This window comes from Plantibacter sp. H53, assembly GCF_001650455.1.
Taxonomy (GTDB): domain Bacteria; phylum Actinomycetota; class Actinomycetes; order Actinomycetales; family Microbacteriaceae; genus Plantibacter; species Plantibacter flavus_A.
This window is the reverse complement of sequence record NZ_LWCT01000024.1, coordinates 35,225-52,818: the sequence shown is the minus strand read 5'-3', so window position 1 is coordinate 52,818 and position 17,594 is coordinate 35,225. Positions and strand designations below refer to the sequence as shown.

At 69.3% G+C, this 17,594-nt stretch carries 20 protein-coding genes; 6 read left to right on the top strand and 14 right to left on the bottom strand.

Features of this window, described 5'->3' with window-relative positions; translation table 11 throughout:
• A complete protein-coding gene (locus A4X17_RS11620; RefSeq protein ID WP_064295831.1) occupies positions 1-1,893 on the top strand; it encodes an FAD-binding monooxygenase in 1,893 nt (630 codons plus the stop codon).
• Between the two features lie 54 nt (positions 1,894-1,947).
• Here the strand turns inward: A4X17_RS11620 and A4X17_RS11615 are convergent, their stop codons facing one another.
• The 6 genes from A4X17_RS11615 to A4X17_RS11590 form a co-directional block, all read right to left on the bottom strand.
• Entirely contained in the window at positions 1,948-2,169 is a 222-nt protein-coding gene (locus tag A4X17_RS11615; RefSeq protein ID WP_064295830.1) for a hypothetical protein, read from the bottom strand.
• Between the two features lie 9 nt (positions 2,170-2,178).
• The gene (locus A4X17_RS11610; RefSeq protein WP_082916120.1) at positions 2,179-3,555 is read right to left on the bottom strand and encodes an acyltransferase; all 1,377 of its coding nucleotides are present in this window, start codon (positions 3,553-3,555) and stop codon (positions 2,179-2,181) included.
• 118 nt (positions 3,556-3,673) lie between these two features.
• On the bottom strand, positions 3,674-4,342 hold the full coding sequence (locus tag A4X17_RS11605) for a response regulator transcription factor (protein WP_064295829.1): 669 nt from the start codon (positions 4,340-4,342) through the stop codon (positions 3,674-3,676).
• On the bottom strand, positions 4,339-5,577 hold the full coding sequence (locus tag A4X17_RS11600; RefSeq protein WP_231884369.1) for a sensor histidine kinase: 1,239 nt from the start codon (positions 5,575-5,577) through the stop codon (positions 4,339-4,341). Before A4X17_RS11600 ends, A4X17_RS11605 begins: the two co-directional genes overlap by 4 nt.
• Positions 5,578-5,582: 5 nt before the next feature.
• Positions 5,583-6,263: a DedA family protein gene (locus A4X17_RS11595; RefSeq protein WP_064295827.1), complete on the bottom strand. Its 681-nt coding sequence runs from the start codon at positions 6,261-6,263 to the stop codon at positions 5,583-5,585.
• A 113-nt stretch (positions 6,264-6,376) separates the two neighbouring features.
• Entirely contained in the window at positions 6,377-7,696 is a 1,320-nt protein-coding gene (locus A4X17_RS11590; RefSeq protein WP_064295826.1) for an ammonium transporter, read from the bottom strand.
• Positions 7,697-7,859: 163 nt separating this feature from the next.
• On the opposite strand from A4X17_RS11590, the gene A4X17_RS11585 reads away from it, so the two are divergent.
• Positions 7,860-8,324 (top strand): type II toxin-antitoxin system Phd/YefM family antitoxin, encoded by a 465-nt coding sequence (locus tag A4X17_RS11585; RefSeq protein WP_064295825.1) that lies wholly within the window; start codon positions 7,860-7,862, stop codon positions 8,322-8,324.
• 2 nt (positions 8,325-8,326) lie between these two features.
• Positions 8,327-8,677 carry a hypothetical protein gene (locus A4X17_RS11580; RefSeq protein ID WP_064295824.1) on the top strand — a complete coding sequence of 117 codons (351 nt, stop codon included), beginning with the start codon at positions 8,327-8,329 and terminating at the stop codon, positions 8,675-8,677.
• Positions 8,678-8,681: 4 nt separating this feature from the next.
• Here the strand turns inward: A4X17_RS11580 and A4X17_RS11575 are convergent, their stop codons facing one another.
• The 6 genes from A4X17_RS11575 to A4X17_RS11550 form a co-directional block, all read right to left on the bottom strand.
• A complete protein-coding gene (locus A4X17_RS11575; protein ID WP_064295823.1) occupies positions 8,682-9,419 on the bottom strand; it encodes a TetR/AcrR family transcriptional regulator in 738 nt (245 codons plus the stop codon).
• A 58-nt stretch (positions 9,420-9,477) separates the two neighbouring features.
• The gene (locus A4X17_RS11570; protein ID WP_064295822.1) at positions 9,478-10,476 is read right to left on the bottom strand and encodes an alpha/beta fold hydrolase; all 999 of its coding nucleotides are present in this window, start codon (positions 10,474-10,476) and stop codon (positions 9,478-9,480) included.
• 5 nt (positions 10,477-10,481) lie between these two features.
• On the bottom strand, positions 10,482-11,843 hold the full coding sequence (gene glnT, locus A4X17_RS11565; RefSeq protein WP_064295821.1) for a type III glutamate--ammonia ligase: 1,362 nt from the start codon (positions 11,841-11,843) through the stop codon (positions 10,482-10,484).
• 191 nt (positions 11,844-12,034) lie between these two features.
• Positions 12,035-13,081: an NAD(P)-dependent alcohol dehydrogenase gene (locus tag A4X17_RS11560; RefSeq protein ID WP_064295820.1), complete on the bottom strand. Its 1,047-nt coding sequence runs from the start codon at positions 13,079-13,081 to the stop codon at positions 12,035-12,037.
• Positions 13,082-13,223: 142 nt separating this feature from the next.
• Entirely contained in the window at positions 13,224-13,757 is a 534-nt protein-coding gene (locus A4X17_RS11555) for an AAA family ATPase (RefSeq protein WP_064295819.1), read from the bottom strand.
• A 33-nt stretch (positions 13,758-13,790) separates the two neighbouring features.
• Complete coding sequence (locus tag A4X17_RS11550; protein ID WP_064295988.1) at positions 13,791-14,159, bottom strand: VOC family protein; 369 nt, start codon at positions 14,157-14,159, stop codon at positions 13,791-13,793.
• 64 nt (positions 14,160-14,223) lie between these two features.
• On the opposite strand from A4X17_RS11550, the gene A4X17_RS11545 reads away from it, so the two are divergent.
• The gene (locus A4X17_RS11545) at positions 14,224-14,670 is read left to right on the top strand and encodes a MarR family winged helix-turn-helix transcriptional regulator (protein WP_064295818.1); all 447 of its coding nucleotides are present in this window, start codon (positions 14,224-14,226) and stop codon (positions 14,668-14,670) included.
• An 8-nt stretch (positions 14,671-14,678) separates the two neighbouring features.
• On the opposite strand, the gene A4X17_RS11540 is transcribed toward A4X17_RS11545, so the two are convergent.
• A complete protein-coding gene (locus A4X17_RS11540; protein ID WP_064295817.1) occupies positions 14,679-15,809 on the bottom strand; it encodes an epoxide hydrolase family protein in 1,131 nt (376 codons plus the stop codon).
• 109 nt (positions 15,810-15,918) lie between these two features.
• Here A4X17_RS11540 and A4X17_RS11535 point away from each other — a divergent pair, with 109 nt between their 5' ends.
• Together A4X17_RS11535 and A4X17_RS11530 are read left to right on the top strand one after the other, a co-directional pair.
• Positions 15,919-16,500 carry a helix-turn-helix transcriptional regulator gene (locus A4X17_RS11535; protein WP_139205423.1) on the top strand — a complete coding sequence of 194 codons (582 nt, stop codon included), beginning with the start codon at positions 15,919-15,921 and terminating at the stop codon, positions 16,498-16,500.
• Positions 16,497-16,916, top strand: a complete 420-nt coding sequence (locus A4X17_RS11530) for a hypothetical protein (protein WP_064295815.1) — start codon at positions 16,497-16,499, stop codon at positions 16,914-16,916. The genes A4X17_RS11535 and A4X17_RS11530 overlap by 4 nt, the downstream gene beginning before the upstream one ends.
• On the opposite strand, the gene A4X17_RS19825 is transcribed toward A4X17_RS11530, so the two are convergent.
• Positions 16,913-17,476, bottom strand: a complete 564-nt coding sequence (locus tag A4X17_RS19825) for a GNAT family N-acetyltransferase (protein ID WP_369808459.1) — start codon at positions 17,474-17,476, stop codon at positions 16,913-16,915. The genes A4X17_RS11530 and A4X17_RS19825 overlap by 4 nt on opposite strands.
• Positions 17,477-17,594 lie beyond the last annotated feature (118 nt).

The window sequence follows — 17,594 nt, the reverse complement described above, 5'->3', positions numbered from 1 at the left end:
ATGCAGTTCCACCACCACGGCTATGTCTCCGGTGATCCGCGGGTCCTGCCTGCAGCGGGCGTCGGGGTCGATCGACCCGACGAGCTCCCGGACGAGGTCGACGTCCTCATCGTGGGCAGCGGGCCGGCGGGCATGATCGCGGCCGCGCAACTGTCTCGATTCCCCTCCATCATCACGCGTATCGTCGAGCGCCGACCGGGACGCCTCGCGATCGGCCAGGCGGACGGCATCCAGGCGCGCAGCGTCGAGACCTTCGACGCCTTCGGCTTCGCCGAGCGCATCACCGCCGAGGCCTATCGCATCACCGAGATGGCGTTCTGGCAGCCCGACGCCGACGACCCGGGTCGGATCGTCCGCGGCGCCCGACCACTCGATGACACCACCGGCGTCAGCGAGTACCCGCACCTCATCGTGAACCAGGCCCGCGTGCTCGACTACTTCGCCGAGTACATGGCGAACGCCCCGACCCGGATGCGCCCCGACTACGGGTGGGCGTTCCAGCGACTCGAGATCGACGATGCGGAGCACCCCGTCGCGGTCACGCTGCTGGACACGAGCGACGAGTCCTCCGGCGCGACCAGGACCGTCCGCGCGAAGTACGTCATCGGAGCCGACGGCGCCCGGAGTGCCGTCCGCCAGGCGATCGGGTGCACCTTGGCCGGTGACCAGGCGAACCACGCGTGGGGCGTCATGGACGCCCTCGCCGTCACCGATTTCCCCGACATCCGGACGAAGTGCGCCATCCAGTCGGGTTCCGGCGGCAGCATCCTGCTCATCCCCCGCGAGGGCGGGCACCTGTTCCGCATGTACGTCGATCTCGGCGAGGTGCCGTCCGGCGGAAGCGAAGCCGTGCGGTCGACCTCGATCGAGCAGATCATCGACCACGCGAACACCATCCTGAGCCCCTACCGGCTCGACGTGAAACACGTCGCCTGGCACAGCGTCTACGAGGTCGGCCATCGCCTGACGGACCGCTTCGACGACGTCCCGATCGACGAACTCGGCTCGCGCACACCGCGTGTCTTCATCACCGGCGACGCCTGCCACACCCACAGCGCGAAGGCCGGGCAGGGGATGAACGTGTCGATGCAGGACGGCTTCAACCTGGCGTGGAAGCTCGGCCACGTGCTCGAGGGTCGGAGTCCCGAGAGCCTGCTGGCGACGTATTCGGCCGAGCGTCAGGTCGTGGCCCGGGAGCTCATCGAATTCGACCGCGAGTGGTCGAGCCTCATGGCCAAGCGGCCGGAGGAGTTCGCCGACCCCTCCGAGCTCGCCGACTTCTACGTGCGGACGGCGGAGTTCCCGGCCGGCTTCATGACGGAGTACGGCCCGTCGGCGATCGTCGGCGAAGCGACCCACCAGCACCTCGCGAGCGGCTTCCCGATCGGCAAGCGGTTCAAGTCCGCCCTCTCCTCCCGTGTCGCGGACGCGAACCACATCCATCTCGGACACCACGCGACGGCCGACGGACGCTGGCGGATCTACGTCTTCGCGGATGCCGCCTCGCCAGCGTCTGGCCGATCGGCGGAGCTCGCCGTCTGGCTGCAGGACGCACCGGAGTCACCGCTCCGCGCGGTGCCCGACGGCGTGCGGGCCGACGACTGGTTCGACGTGAAGATCGTCTACCAGCAGCGCCACACCGACATCGACCTCGGCACCGTTCCGCAGGTGTTCCTGCCGCGCGTCGGCCCCTTCGACCTCGTCGACTACGAGAAGGTCTACGCCCGCCATCCCGACGTCGACATCTTCGCCGAGCGCGGCGTCGACCGAGCGGGTGCCGTCGTCGTCGTGCGGCCGGACCAGTACGTCGCCCATGTGCTCCCGCTCACGGCCACCGCGGAGCTCGCGGCGTTCTTCGACGGCGTGATGGGACGGCAGACGACGCACTCCTGATCGTCAGGCGAGCGCGGCGTCGATGCCACAGCGCCGGCCGCGACGACGCCGCCGTCACCAGCTGTCGGGCGTCTGCTGGTGGTTCGTCGAGCCCGGCTTGGCGACGCGACCGCGCTGCGACCGACGTCCCCCGGCGTGCCGCGCAGCCGCGTCGCCGTACTGTTCCTGTCGGCGACGGGCGTCGCGTTGCTGCCGAAGATGGTTCAGCACGAGCGCGAGCACGGACAGCACCACGAATGCGACACCGACGACGAGCGCCACGGTCCAGAACTCCATGGCCCAACCCTATGCGCCGGACGCTCCGACGACCTCTGCACCTGTCACATCGGAGCGGAGCAGACGGATCGTCGGTCGCTCCGATCGCGAGGACGACCGCGATACGCGCAGCGCGGTGAGGACCGCCAGCACGGCGAGCGTTGCCGTGGTCATTGACGTGCCGGCCACGAGGAGGAGCACCACAGCAGCCAGCCCGAGGAGGACGGCGACCGTGATCCGGCCGCGCGAGTGCGTAGCCATCGGCGTCGGAACCGCCTCGACGCGGGCGAACACCATCGCGACCAGCGCGGTCAGTGTCAGTGCCGCCCCCAGCCAGAGGGGTCGCCCGAGCCACCACCCGAGGCTGTCCGGCGCGGGGAGGGCGACGCCGGCCGTCAGCGCGAACACGGCGGACGCACCGGCCATGGCGAGGAGCACCGGCATGTGCCAGAGGTAGATCGTCATGGCGCGACGGGTGACGAAGTCGGTGACGAACGCGACCCGGCGATGCGCGCTCAGCCGAGCGAGTCGCTCGCGGACGAGCGACAGCAGTGCCGTGTGGGCGACGCCGACGAGGAGCAGCGCCGCGGTGGGCGGGTTGATGTTCGCGATGAGGTCACTCGAGTAGACGCCGGTCCACCAGGTGACGACGAGGACGACGGCCGCCCCGACACCGGCGAGCGACCGGACACGTCGGCTGAGCGCGCTGATCGAGCCGTCGGCCAGGAAGAACCCGAGTTGCTGGAGCGCGGTCCAGACGAGGACGAGGTTGAGGAACCCGAGCGCGTCGACACCAGTGGCCGCACGCAGGACGTCGACCAGCACGGCCGCAGAGGCGAGCGACGCGATCGACTGGAGCGGTGCGCGCTCGTGGGCGGCGGCGAGCGCAGGCAGCAGTGCCTGGCAGAGCAGGAAGACGCCGAGGAACCAGAGTGGCTGGCCGAACCGGAAGCCGGCCATGGCGACGAGGTCGGCGGGGACACCGGCCAGGGTCAGCATCGCGAGGGCTACTCCCACACAGCCGATGGTGACGACCGCGGGGAGCAACAGGCGATGGAGGCGCGCGGCGATGAACGCCGAGGCCGGTGCACCGTGCGACCGGTGGCGTCGGTACGCGAGCAGGCCGGCGAATCCACCGATGACGAAGAAGAGCGGCATGACCTGCAGAGCCCAACTGAGCGGGGCGATCCAGGCGGTGCCGTCACTCGCGTTCTCGAACACGGGACCGGTGGCGGTCACCGTCACGCCGACCATCATCGCGTGCAGGACGACGACCCCGACGATGCAGCAGGCACGCACGAGGTCGATGCCGCGGTCGCGTTCGCCCCGGGTGCGATCGAGCCCGGTGCGGACCGGTCTGGCGCGATCCGTTCCGGCGTCGATCCGTACTGCGTGGGTGATGGCCATGTCGGTCCTCCTCGGTGGTGTCCGAGGAGGTTACGAACGCGGTACCCGAGGGCACATCACCCGGCGGTGTCGTCGCGCCCCGTACCCAGGGGTGAGGTGTCGACGCGCGGAGTCCGGGTCAGGACGGGGCGACGAGTCCGGTGTCGTAGGCGAAGATCACGGCCTGCACGCGGTCGCGCGCGCCGACCTTGGCGAGCACTTTGCCGACGTGGGTCTTCACGGTCTGCTCCGCGATGAACAGGGTCGCGGCGATCTCGCTGTTCGACCGCCCCTGGCCGATGAGGACGAGCACCTCGCGCTCGCGCTCGGTGAGCTCCGCCAGCCGCGCGGCACCATGCGAGGCACGGGGCTTCTGCGCGGCGAACTGGGCGATCATCCGCCGGGTGACGCTGGGTGCCAGCAGTGCGTCGCCGGCCGCCACCACCCGGACGGCGTGCACAAGGTCCTCGGGCAGCGCGTCCTTGAGGAGGAAGCCGCTCGCCCCGGCCTGCAAGGCGTCGTAGACGTAGTCGTCGATGTCGAAGGTGGTGAGCATGATGATGCGAGGCACCTTCGCCGCCGGGTAGCCCGGGCCGAGGATGCGCTTCGCCGCCTCGATGCCGTCGAGCTCGGGCATGCGGACGTCCATGAGGATGACGTCAGGGTCGAGTCGCGCCGACAGCGTGACCGCTTCGGCACCGTTCGCGGCCTGCCCTGTCACCCGGATCCCGTCGTGGGCGTCGAGGAGCGCGGCGAACCCGGCTCGGACCATGGCCTGGTCGTCGGCGATGAGGACGTCGATGGTCACTGGCGTTCCTTCGTCGAGCTGGATCGGGGGCGGGATGGCATCGAGGTCGGTTCCCCGGTGGGCAGCACGGCCGTCACGAGCCAACCGCCTGCGCCGTCGGGGCCGGCGTCGAGGGTGCCGTCGAGGAGGGCGGCGCGTTCGAGCATGCCGCGGAGGCCGTGTCCGGCGCCGTGCTCCCCCGTACTCTGCGCACGACCGTTGTGGACGCGCAGCTGTACCGCGGTCGTATCGACTCGGACATCGACGACGATGGGCGCGCCCGGCGCGTGTCGGACGGCGTTGCTCATCGCCTCCTGCACGATGCGGAACGCGGCGATCTGCACGGTCGGAGGGACGGGCAGCGCGCCCTCGTCGCCGCGGTCCATCGAGAGGGTGATGTCGGCACCCACGCGGCGCAGGCCGTCGGCGAGTGCCGGAAGGTCGTCCAGGCCCTGTTGCGGCGCGAGTTCCGCGATCTGGTCCTCGGTGCGCAGCACCCCGAGCAGACGCCGCATCTCGACGAGCGAGCCCCGAGCGGTGGCGGCGATGTCGTCGAACTCCGCTGCGGCATCCTCGGCGAGGCCGGGCACGCGGTACTTCGCCGTCGAGGCCTGCACCTGGATCACGGACATGCTGTGCGCGACCACGTCGTGGAGCTCGCGGGCGATCCGGGTGCGCTCCTCGACGAGCACGCGCCGGGACTGCTCAGCGGCAGAGGTCTCGCGCTCACGAGTCAGCTCCTCTCCCAACCGCACCCGCCCGGAGATGAGCAGAGCCACGAGGTACGCCACCCCCGCGACGGAGGACGCGACGATGAGGTCCGCGGCCATGGCGGTCGCGTCGGCGGCGGACGGGACGAGGAGTGCCGCGACGAGCGAGCCCGCGATGCCGACGAGCAGCGGGATGAGTCCCAGCAGCCAGCCGTGGAGGAAGGTGACGACGCCGACGAACACGGCGAAGGCGATGAGCGCGGGCACCGACCACGGCCACGGCCAGACCGGGTCGTGGTCGGGCGAGGCGACCAGCGGGAGCACGAAGGCAGCAGCGGAGAACAGCACGATCGCGACGCGCGGGAGCACGACGGACAGGAGCGGCGCGCCGCAGACCGCGGCTCCGAGGAGGAACGACGCCGGGAGCACGGTGCCGTAGAGGAGGCTCTGGATCGGAACGAGGACGCTCAGCAGGACGACGCCGACGCCCGCGAGGACGAAGCGTCCGACGGTGCGGCGGGAGGTGCCGCGCGCCGTCCGATCCATGAGGGTCATTGTCCCATCAGCGCCAGGGCCGGCGGGTGTTCCTCGGTGTCTGACCCGGCCGGCGTCCCGTCGCTGGCCGCATCGGACCGCTCACGGCGACGACGACGGACGGCTGCGACCCGGTCGACGACCAGACCGAGGACGAGCGCGACGCCCACACCGAGCACGGAGCTGAGGAACGGCTGGTCCTCGAAGAGCTTGCCGGCGACGACGCCGATGATCGCGCTGTAGGCGGCCCAGGTCACTCCCCCGATGACACTGAGCGGCAGGAACCGTCGCCACGGGTATCGGAGGGCACCGGCGGACATGTTGACGACGACGCGGCCGACCGGGATGTACCGCGCCCCGAGGATCAGCGGGGCGCCTCGACGCCCGAGCGTCCGCCCTGCCCGATCGAAAGCCGCCGCGATCCGGGGACGCCGCATCCACGCGAAGCGCGTCGTGCCGACCCCGCGGCCGATGAGGTAGGCGATGTTGTCGCCGATCGCCGCGCCCACGGCCGCGACGGCGCAGAGGAGCAGGAGGTTCGATCCGCCGGTCGAGACCGCGACGGCCGCCGCGGCGACGAGCACCGTCTCGCTCGGGATCGGCGGGAAGAACCCGTCGATGACGGCGGTCGCGAACATCACCACGTACAGCCACGGTGAGGTCACTGCGTTGAGGATGAGCTCGTTGATGACGTCCATGCTCCGACGCTACGAAGCGGACGGCACCGCAGCATCACCCTGGGGTATCGCGGACCCCCTACCCCGGTGGTGTTCTGCGGCGCCGTCAGTGCCGTTCCCCCTCGGTGCCGGTCCTAGTCGACGACGGCCGGGACCGTCGGTTCGGCGTGCCCACGCGGGGCGAGCGCTTCGTGCGTGCTGATCTCGTAGGCGTTCTCGGCGTGGAGGACGACGTCGAGGCCCTGCGCCTCCGTCTCGGCCGGGACACGGATGCGCATCGTCTTGTCGAGCACCTTCGCGAGCACCCAGGTGATGGAGAAGGTGTAGACGAAGACGGCGACGATCGCGAGCGCCTGCTTGCCCAGGAGCAGGAAGCCACCGCCCGCGAGGAGCCCCTCTCCACCGCTCGGCGCGAGCGGCACGGCGAGGACACCGATGAGGAGGCCGCCGACGACACCGCCGACGAAGTGCAGCGCGGTGACGTCGAGGGCGTCGTCGAAGCCGAGGCGGACCTTGAGGCTCACCGCGAAGTAGCAGACGACCGCCGCGGCGGCACCGATCGCGAGGGAGCCGAGCGGGGTGACCGCACCGCAGGATGGCGTGATGGCGACGAGTGCGGCGATCGCGCCCGAGCAGGCACCGAGGGTGGTGGGGTGACCGTCGCGCAGCTTCTCGACGACGAGCCAGACGATGACGCCCGCGCAGGTCGCGGCGACGGTGTTGAACACGGCGACGGCGGCGTTGTTGTCGGCGGCACCGAGGGCGCTGCCGTCGAAGCCGATCCAGCCGACGAAGAGCAGGCCGGCGCCGAGGAGCGTGAGCGGGAGGCTGTGCGCCTTGGGCTGCGACGGGAAGCCGTTCCGCTTACCGAGGACGATGGCGAGGGCGAGGGCGGCGACCCCGGAGTTGACGTGGATCGCGGTGCTGCCGGCGTAGTCGATCGAGCCGATCGTGTTGGCGAGCCACCCGCCCTGCACGCTGCCGTCGGCGGAGTCGAAGGCGAAGACCCAGTGCGCGACCGGGAAGTAGACGAGCGTCGACCAGACACCGGCGAAGACCATCCACGCGCTGAACTTCATCCGACCGGCGGCCGCTCCGGCGACGATCCCGATCGTGAGACCGGCGAACATCAGGTGGAGCGCGGCGAGCGCCAGCGGCGGCAGCGCGCTCCCCTCAGGGGCGACGAGCAACTGACCGAGGCCCGGGTACTCGGTGGGGTCGCCGACGAGCCCGAGGCCGCCGAGGCTGTCGCCGAAGACCATCGAGTAGCCGAACGCGACCCAGAGGATCCCGACGAGACAGAACGACGCGAAGATCATCATCATCATGTTCATGGTGATGCGACGACTGACCATGCCGCCATAGAACATCGCCAGGCCGGGCAGCATGAGCGCCACGGCCACCACCGCCGTCAGGAGCCATGCCGTGTTGCCCGCGATTGCAGCCGTGTCCATCCGGACCTCCAGGGTTCGCGCGGGATCCGAAACGGACGACCGCATTTTCAATAGGTCATCCAATTGTCGTGACGGTCGGTTTCAATGCAGTATCGAATCCGTTTCGTGTTCGTTACGTCGCGTGTCCATAGACTTCCGAACACATTCCGAATACCATGAGTGGATGAGCGCTTCGACCTACCTCCCGACACTCAGCCGCCGTTCTTCCGATCTGAGCAAGCACTCGGCCGAGGTCTTCGCCGAGGCCGACGATCACCCAGTCACGGTGACCCGACGTGACGGCGAGCCACTGGTCCTCATGTCACAGCGTGAGGCCGAAGCCCGCGCGCACCTCCTGGACTTCGCTGCACAGCTCATCACCGTGACCCTCGACGACACCGGCACACTCGCTGAGCGGATGTCCCGGGCGTTCCCCTGGATGCTCGCGCTCTCGAACGCGGACCGGGCTACGTGCGCGCAAGACCTGGTCGACGCAGCCCGCGCGTCGATCGCGACCGATCAGCCGCACCTGGCGATCACTCGGCTGACCTCCTGGAAGGAGACGGCCACGGCCTTGGCTGCGGGCCTCGGCGCGGTCGATCTCGTGTGGCTCGAGACCGACGAGGTCGGGCCGGTGGAGCGCCCCTGACCGTGGCGGCATCCAAGAGAGGAGCGCTGGTTCCGCGCCCGCCGAAGAAGATCCAGTACGAGATACGCTTCGCGACCGCCGAGGCCAGCCGCGGGTGGCAAGACCTCGTCGCCACCATTCGGAACTCCATGGCCGACACCTGGGACTTCCTCACCTCGACACCGTTGGACACCACGCTCACGAATTACCGACTCATGGGCGATCTCGGCGTCATCACCCGAGCTGGGCAGACGCACGAACGCTGGCAACACAAGCCGACCGCGAAGGGGACGGCGCGTATCTGGTACTACGTCGACGGACGCACCGTCTACCTGGAGCAGGTGCACACGAGCCACCCGAACGAGACGAAGTAGCGGCTCACTCCCCGGCGAGGTCGAGGTGGAGCGCAGCCCGCTCGACGTCGGCGAGCGCTGCGCGGTCGACCAACAGGCTGTGGAGGGTGGCGGAGGCGGTGCGCCGCGCGAAGGCCCTGATGCGGTCCGTCTCACTTGCACCCTCGGCGGCCTCGACCGGCGGGTACTGCGCGGCGATGTCGCCGGAGCCGTAGCGGTAGGCCTTCTGCATGCCCTCGTTGGCGTGGAGTGCGGCCGCTGCGGCCCACTCCGGGGTCTCGCTGCCGCCGAGGACGAGGGACCCCTGCTCGACGCCGTCTCGGATGAGTCCGGCGATGAACGTGAACAGCGTGCGGTAGTCGTCCCAGAACGACGCGAGGTCGTCGGGATGCTCCGCCGCGAGCCGCTCGATCTCGTTGTAGTCGAAGGGCGCCTCGCAGATCGCGACACCGTCCTCGTAGAGGACGCGGTAGAGCTTCGCGGGGACGTCGGCCTCGATCGGACCGAGGGCCTCCGCGGCGCCGACCGACTGGCGGTTCGAGGCGGCGGTCGCCCGCAGCACCTCGCGCTTGTTCGCGAACCAGTAGTAGAGCGAGGACTGCTTCATCCCGCACGCCTCGGCCAGCATCGTCATGCTCGTGCGCTCGTACCCGCGCTCCGCGAACAGTCTGGTCGCGACCTGGATGATCTCCTCACGAGGATCCTCGGCGGCGACCCCGCTGGCGCGGGGACGACCGGGCGATGCTCCTGTGCGGCCGGCCATCGATCACCACTCCCTGCTCGCGGACACCTCCGCCAATCCTACGGGCGGGCACAGCGCCTCAGCCCTCGGCCAGCAGCTCCCGCATGGCCGCCTCGATCACGGCCGTCTCGGCCGCACGCACGCCGGGCCGCCCCGCGACATGGCCGAGGTCGGACTCGATGATCCGCACCTCGCTCCGACGCATCACCGCCGACTCCAGGACGTTGTCCTCGACGGTGAAGTAGAGGTCGGTCGACGACGGCATGACGATGCTCCGCGCACGCACTCCCCCGAGTGCCGCGGCCAACCCGCCCTCGACCCCTCGCCCGGGATCCGCCCGCCGCCAGGTGCGCAGCATCGCGAGCAGGTCGTTCGCGTCCCACCGCTCGTGGTCGGCCGCCCAGTCCTCGAGGAGGTCTGCGACGTCGGCGTACCCGAGCTCGCGGTAGGTGCCGTCCCGGAAGAACGCCTGCGAGTAGGCCCACCCCGCATAGACCGTCCCGAATGCGCGGAGTCCGGCCCGCGGCGGTGTCGTGTATCGGCCGCCGTCGAAGGCCGGATCCGCCCGGAGCGCCGCCTCGACGCCCGCCAGGAAGACGGCGTTGTGGGGCGAACACCGCGCGGCACCGGCGACGGGGAGGAACGCGTCGACGAACTCCGGATACCGCACCGCCCACTCGTAGGCCTGCAGCGCGCCCATCGACCAGCCGGCGATCAACCGCCAGCGGCGGACACCGAGGTGGTCGGCGAGCTGCCGTTGCGCACGGACGTCGTCACCGATCGAGACCTCGGGGAACGCGGCACCGCGCACCTCCTCAGCCGCGTTCGACGGCGACGTCGAGACGCCGTTGCCGAACAGGTTCACCGAGACGATGAACCAACGGGCCGGGTCGAGCGCGCGGCCCGGCCCGATCCACGGCTCGTAGCTCGCGTGCGTCCCGGTGTAGTAGCTCGGGAGCAGGACGGCGTTGTCACCGTCGGCGTTCAGCGCGCCCTGCGTCGTGTACGCGAGTCGCGCCTCCGGGAGGTCCGCGCCGGACTCCAGCGCGAACCTCCCGAGGTCGAGGACCTGGTGCATCGGGATCAGAAGAACTTCAGGTAGCGGGCGGTCTCCCAGTCCGACACGTGCGCCTGGTACTCGTTCCACTCCTGGCGCTTGTAGTCGATGAACGCGTCGTACATCGCCTCGCCGAACACGGCACGCGACAGCGAGTCGGTGGCGAACTCGTCGACCGCCTCACCGAGGCTGCGCGGCAGCATGCCGATGCCGAGCTGCGCGACCTGCGCCTCGGTGTAGTCGTACATGTTCTCGGTGTGCGGCGCTCCCGGGTCGAGGTCCTCACGGATGCCCTCGAGGCCCGCGGCGAGGATGAGCGCCGCCCCGAGGTACGGGTTGCAGCTGATGTCCGCAGCCCGGCACTCCACGCGCCCACCCTGGAGCGGCACGCGCAGCATGTTCGTCCGGTTGTTGTTGCCGTAGCTCACGAAGACCGGAGCCCAGGTGGAACCCGACATGCTGCCCTGACGCACGAGCCGCTTGTAACTGTTGACCGTCGGCGCGATGACCGCCGAGAGCGCGGGCGCGTGCTTGAGGACACCGGCGATGAACTTGTAGCCGAGCTCCGAGATGCCGCAACCACGTGGGTCGTCGTCGGTCTCGAACAGGTTCTCGCCGGTCTCGATGTCGGCGAGCGACATGTTGAAGTGCGCACCCGAACCGCTTCGGTCGGCGAAGGGCTTCGGCATGAAGGTCGCGAAGTAACCGTGCTTGCGGACGATCTCGTTGGCCATGAGCCGGAAGAAGACGGCGCGGTCGGCCATGGTGAGGGCGTCGGAGTAGTTGAAGTCGATCTCGAACTGCCCCGGGGCGTCCTCGTGGTCGAACGAGTACACGCCCCAGCCCATCTCGGTCATCGCCTCGACCAGCTCGGTGAGCCAATCGAGGTTGTCGAGCGCCGCGGTCGCCGTGTAGCAGGGCTTCGCGAGGTCGTCGCGGTCGCTGACCTCGGTCACACCCTCGGGGGTGTCCTTGAGGACGAAGAACTCGGTCTCGATCCCGAGGTTGAAGGTGAAGCCCATCTCGGCTGCCGCATCGAGCTGGCGCTTGAGGATGTTGCGCGACGCCGCCTCGAACGGCTCGCCCTTCGTGTAGAGGTCGCTCGCGAAGAAGGCGACGTCCTTCCGCCACGGCAACTGCACGGCGCTGTCGAGGTCGGGACGGGCGGAGAGCTCCTCGTCACTGATCGCCTGCGGGAGGCCGTCGAGCGCAGCCCCCGTGAAGAGCTCCGATCCCCCGGCCATGCGCTCGAGGTGGGACAGCGGGACGAACTTGGTCTTGATGCTGCCGTGCATGTCCACGAAGCTCGCCATCGCGTACTTGACGCCGGCCTCCTGCAGGCGGGCGCGGACGGACTCCACGGTGGTAACGGTCTCGACGACGGTCATGGGATGCTCCTCCGGTTGCGTCGCCACCCTCGCAGCGACTCATTTCGATACTGTATTGAAAGTATGCGCGGGTGGAGTTTCGATGCAGTGTCGAAAGTGTTTCGAGGGTGTGAACGCTGCGCCGAGGTGCGCTGGAACACAGAACCGGCGCCCGCCGCGAGTGCGACGGACGCCGGTTCCGGGCGTCGTGGTTACGGGACGATGACCGCACGCCCGCGGATCGTTCCCGCGTGCAGGTCCTCGTAGGCCTTCGGGGCGTCGTCGAGCGAGTACGGCTGCACCTCGACATCGACCTTGCCCGCCTTCGCGAGCTCGAAGACCTCGATGAGCTCGCTCCGCGAACCCCAGTACGGCACGCGCACGGCGGCGTCGTAGGCGATCGACCCGAAGCCGACGGTCGCCGAACCGCCGCCGATGCCCACGATCGTCACGTCGGCCTCCATGGCGGCGACCGCGGTGGCCGTGGCGATGGTCGGGCCTGCGCCGACGAAGTCGAACACGGCGTCGACCCCGATGCCGCCGGTCAGCTCGCGGATCTTGCCTGCAGCCGATTCGTCGCTGATGAGCGTGACGTCGGCACCGACGTGCTTGGCCAGCTCGAGCTTCTCGTCGCTCACGTCGAGGACGATGACCGTCGCACCGGAGAGCGCCTTGAGCATCTGGATGCCGACGTGACCGAGGCCACCGGATCCGATGACGACGGCGAAGGTGCCGGCACCGAGCTTCGGCAGGCTGCGCTTGATCGCGTGGTACGGCGTGAGGCCCGCGTCGGTGAGCGACACGTTCCTCACGGGGTCGAGGTCGCCGATCGGCACCAGGTGACGCACGTCGTCGACGATCATGTACTCGGCCATCGAGCCCTGGCTGCCGAGCCCGGGAGGACGGATCCCCTCGGCGACGGCGTTCGTGCAGTAGTTCTCCTTGCCCTGCGAACAGTTCAGGCAGTGGCCGCAGCCCCACGGCCCGTAGACGGCGACCGCGTCACCGATCTGCAGGCCCGTCTCGACACCCTCACCGAACGACTCGATGACGCCGGCACCCTCGTGTCCGAGCGTGAGCGGCAGCGGGTACTGCTGCGCGAGGTAGTCCTCCTCGGGGAGGCTCATGACGTAGTCGTCGGAGTGGCAGACACCGGCGGCGGTGACCTTCAGCAGGATCTCACCCGGCCCCGGTGTCGGCTTCTCGATCTCGACAACCTCGGGGGCCGAGCCGATCTTCGTGTACCGCAGTGCCTTCATGGTGAGACATCCTCCTCGAGCGTCGGAACCGCACGCCGCAGTCGCTCACTAAGCGACGTGTGTCAGATAAGTCTGACCGTTCCAGTATGCGCCTCGATCCGTCGGCCGGCACCCCGTTGACAGGCCGGGCCGTCGACACCCGTCAGGACGGTTCCCAGGCCAGGACGACGTCGAGGAGCTCAGCACGCGACAACCCGCTGTCGACCCGGAGGATCGGTTGCGGCAGCGTCGCGAGCCAGGCCTCGTGCGACGCCCGACTCCGGCCGTCGAACGCCGGGTCGTCGTAGCCACTCGCCCAGGCTCGGAACTCCCGCCACGCACGGTCGTCGTGCGATTCACCGGCCCGCCGCTCGATCTCTCGGGCCTCCAGACGCCGCAGCCGTTCCGCCGGGTCGAGGGTCACGAAGACGATCGCGTCGCACTCGGCGACGATCTCATCACCCCAGCCGGGCATGGAGCCCGACAGGACCCACGCCTCGCGTGGCACGAACAGCTCGCGCATGAGCCGCACCCGGTCCGCGTCCGAACGCTTGGTCACGTAGGGCGGGTCCGTCGGGACCCAGAAGTAGTCGTCGGCGTCGGCGTGCGGGACGGACCAGTGGTCGGCGAGCGCCCGCCCGAGCGTCGTCACGCCACTCCCGCTCGCCCCCAGCACGTGCACTCTCGATCGTCGCATCCGTCCATTCTGACGCGTCGGGCGCCGAACAGCTCAGGCGCGGTCGTGGAGGGTCAGCTGGTAGCCGTCCGGGTCGGCGAAGGTGAAGGTGCGACCGAACGGGCCGTCGATCGGCGCCGAGACGATCGTGTGCCCGTCGGCGACGAGGGCGTCGTGGATCTCCTGGACGTCCGTGGCGTGCAGCCAGATCGCCGCGCCGATCCCAGGCTGGGGCGCGGAGGCGAGATCGGTTCCGGGGACGATGTCGCGCAGGGCGAAGGCGGTCGGCGTCGTCTCGAAGACGACCGCGTGCGGCGGGCCGGCCTGCGAGCGGACGAGGCCGAGGTACTGCTCGTAGAAGGCCTGCGAGGCGTCGAGGTCGGTGACCTGAAGGGAGATGAAGTCCGGTCCGGTGACGGGCATGATGTGCATCCAATCGTATTGTGTCAGTTATCTGACACGCATCACTCTATGTCAGAATACTGACATGGGTCAAGATCGGATCGAACTGGACACGTCGCTCGGCTACCTCCTGAAGGAGGCGGCGAGCGCGCTCCGCTCGGCGATGGAGGCGGTCTTGCGGCCACTCGGCATGACGATCACGCACTACTCCTGCCTCGAACTCCTCGCCCAGCGACCTGGGCTGTCGAACTCCGAGCTCGCCCGCGGGGCCTTCGTGACCCGCCAGTCGATGAACGTCCTCTTGCAGGCCCTCGAGCGCGACGGCTTCGTCAGCCGCCCCGAACAGGCCCCCGTCGGCAAGGCGCTACCGACGCGACTCACCCCGCTCGGCCGCGAGCAGCTCGCGCAGGCGTCCGCCGCCGTGCGATCGGTCGAAGTCCGGATGCTGGGTGGCATGACCCCCGATCAGCAGCGGGAGGCGCTCGTCGTCCTGCGCAGCATGATCCGATCACTTCGCGATGACGAGGACTGAGGAGCCGATCAGTCGGTGACGGGAAGCGTCTCGACGAAGGCCTGGATCCGGTCCGCCACAGCGACCGGCACCTGCCAGGCCGTGAAGTGCGCCCCGCGATCCAGTTCCGTCCAGCTCCGGATGTCGCTGTACGCCCGCGCCGCGTAGGAGCGCGGGAGTCCGCGTTCGCCCGTCTGCACGGCGACGGTCACGGGCACCTCGATCAGCGGGAGTTCGGGCTGCTTCGGGTGGTCGCGATACGGCCGGAACGATGATCCGATGCTCTGCGTGAACCAGTACAGCGAGACCGTGGTCAGCAGCTCGTCGTCGGTCCACCAGGTGCCGTCACCCGCCCACGCGAGGAGCTTCTCCGCGATCCATGCGGCGAGGCCCACCGGTGAGTCGTTCAGGGCCGTCGCGAGGATCTCGGGCCTGGTGGCCTGCACCCGGGCGTAGGCGAGACCACGAGCCCACTCCTGGTCGTGTCGATCGAGCCAGTCCTGCTCCTCGGCGGTGAGGTCGCGGGCTCGGGACGCAGACGGGAAGGCGGCGTGCGTCGCGAACTGGCCGATGACCGATTCGGGATACAGCGCCGCGAGCCAGTCGCTCGTCGTCGAACCGACGTCCTCGCCGTAGGTGAGGTAGCTCACGTGCCCCAACACCTCGGTCATGAGCGCGTGCATCAGTTCGGCGACCACCGGACCGGTGAACGGCCGGTCCGAGAGCGGCTCCGAGAACCCGTACCCGGGCAGGGAGGGGACGACGACCTCGAAGCCGAGTGTCCGGCCGCCTCCGAGGTCGACCGTGCGTCCTGCGAGTTCCCTCGCCAGCGGCAGCATCTCGACGAAGGAGTACGGCCAACCGTGGAACGCGATCACCGGGACCGTCACCGTGACACCGCCCGGTGCCGGTAGCCGCGCGACATGCAGCCGCTGCCCGTCGACCTCCACCTCGAACTGCGGCACATCCTGAAGCTCGCGCTCGATGCGCCGCCAGTCGAAGCCGTCCTGCCAGCGGGCGACGAGTGCCCGCAACCGGTCGAGCGAGAGGGCGCTCTCCTCGCCGGCGTCACCGATCGCGGCGGGGAGGCGAACCGCGTCGAGTCGCCGCCGCAGGTCTTCGAGGTCGGCATCGGGCACCTGGATCCGGAACGAACGCATGCGCTCGACGCTAGAGCAGACGTCCGACAGGAAGGGACCATGCGCAGCGCAGGCGATTGATCAGCATGCCTTGATAGAATTTAGCTGTAGCTAACGATAGGGGGAGTCGGTGAGTACGCTGATTCGGGACACGATGAGCGCTGCGGGGACGAGCGGGGCCGAACTGGCTCGGCGCCTGCACGTCACCCCTGGGGCGATCTCACAGCTCCTGAAGTCCGAGGAGGACGCGACGATCAAGCTCGCATCGCTCGAGCGGGCACTGCGCGCACTGGGCAAGGACATCGTCATCGATGCGGTCGACTCGTCATCACCCGCCGCTCGGTTCTCGCCCGCCGGCGTCTCGAAGGCCATGAGCGACGCACTCATCGAGGGAGATCGCACGTTCGCCCTCCGTCTGCTGACGCAAGCGGTGCAGAAGGTCACGGTCGAGCCCGGCCTTGCGGCTGACCCGCTGTTCGGCAGGCCTCCACAGGAACTCCCGGACACCGGGTGGGACACCCTGTTCAGAGCCCATTACGGTCGAGCACTGCCTGATGCGCTCACATCACGATGGCCCGAGCCGACGCCGCTGCCCGAGCCATGGTTCGTCTCCCAGTTCGACAGCCTGCGGGAGCGTGCGCGCACCCGCTCGCCGGAGCACTTGCGGCGCCTCAACATCTTCATCGACGAACAGAGCCTGAGCCGCGCGTGAGCCATGAACAGCAGTTGGATCCAGGTTTCATCCGCCAGCTGATGGGGGAGCTCGAGGGCGCTTTGACCGAGCGGGAGGTGAACGGACGTATGTACGTGGTCGGAGGGGCGGCACTGGCTTTGCAGTACCCGGACGATCACGACATACGTGTGACGACCGATGTCGACGCGGTCTTCTGGCCGGACACTGAAGTACGGGAAGAAGCAGCGAGGCTGGCGGAGCGTCATTCGCTTTCGCCGACATGGTTGAACTCGAATGCGAGGCCGTTCATCCCCGACGGCCGAGGAGACGTCAGAGCACACGCTGAAGGCTTCGTCGTCGCTCTTGCAGATCCGAAGGTGCTCGTCGCGATGAAGCTCATGACCGCGGCAACGCGTGCGGCAGGCAGATCGACGCCGCCAGACCGGACCTCCTAACGAATCGGAAGAAGCAGATCGCCGTCAGGCGCCGGGTCCGTCGCCAAGCGGGCGTGCAGCTCGACATCGAAACGATCGGCGCCGTAGGCGAGCTTCTGCCGTTCGATGCCCTCAGGGAGGAAGCCGGCCCGTGTCGCGACCCCGCAGGACGCAGGGTTGTTCACCCGATGACCCAGTTCCAAGCGGAACAGCCCCTCGCGGAATGCGTGATCGGCGACCGTCCTGACCGCTCGCGTCGCGAGACCGCCGCCGCGCGCACTCGTGATCAGCCAGGAGGACAGCCACCCGGTGCCGTGTCGCCGAATTGCGGAGGCAGGTCGACGGCAGCAGCCACACCGCCGGGAGTCGACGCGGATCCACTGATGACACCGCCCGGCCTGGCGCGTACCATCGTCCGTACCGGGACTTCCCTCCCCGGTCGTGGCCCAGACCCCGCCGCCGCTCGAGCCGGCACCCGAATGTCTGGATCGCCGCGGCGGGGCTGGGTCGACGCACCGGGAGCGGGATGGCCATCTTGCGAACGGATGGGCCCTTCCGACGACACAGACCAGGCCCAGCACGTACCATGATGCGTTCCGGGCTCCCTCGCCCGGGTGTGGCCCAGACCCCGCCGCCGCTTGAGCCGGCACTCGGGTGCCTGGACCGCGGCGGCGGGGCTGGGACTGCGCATCGGTGACC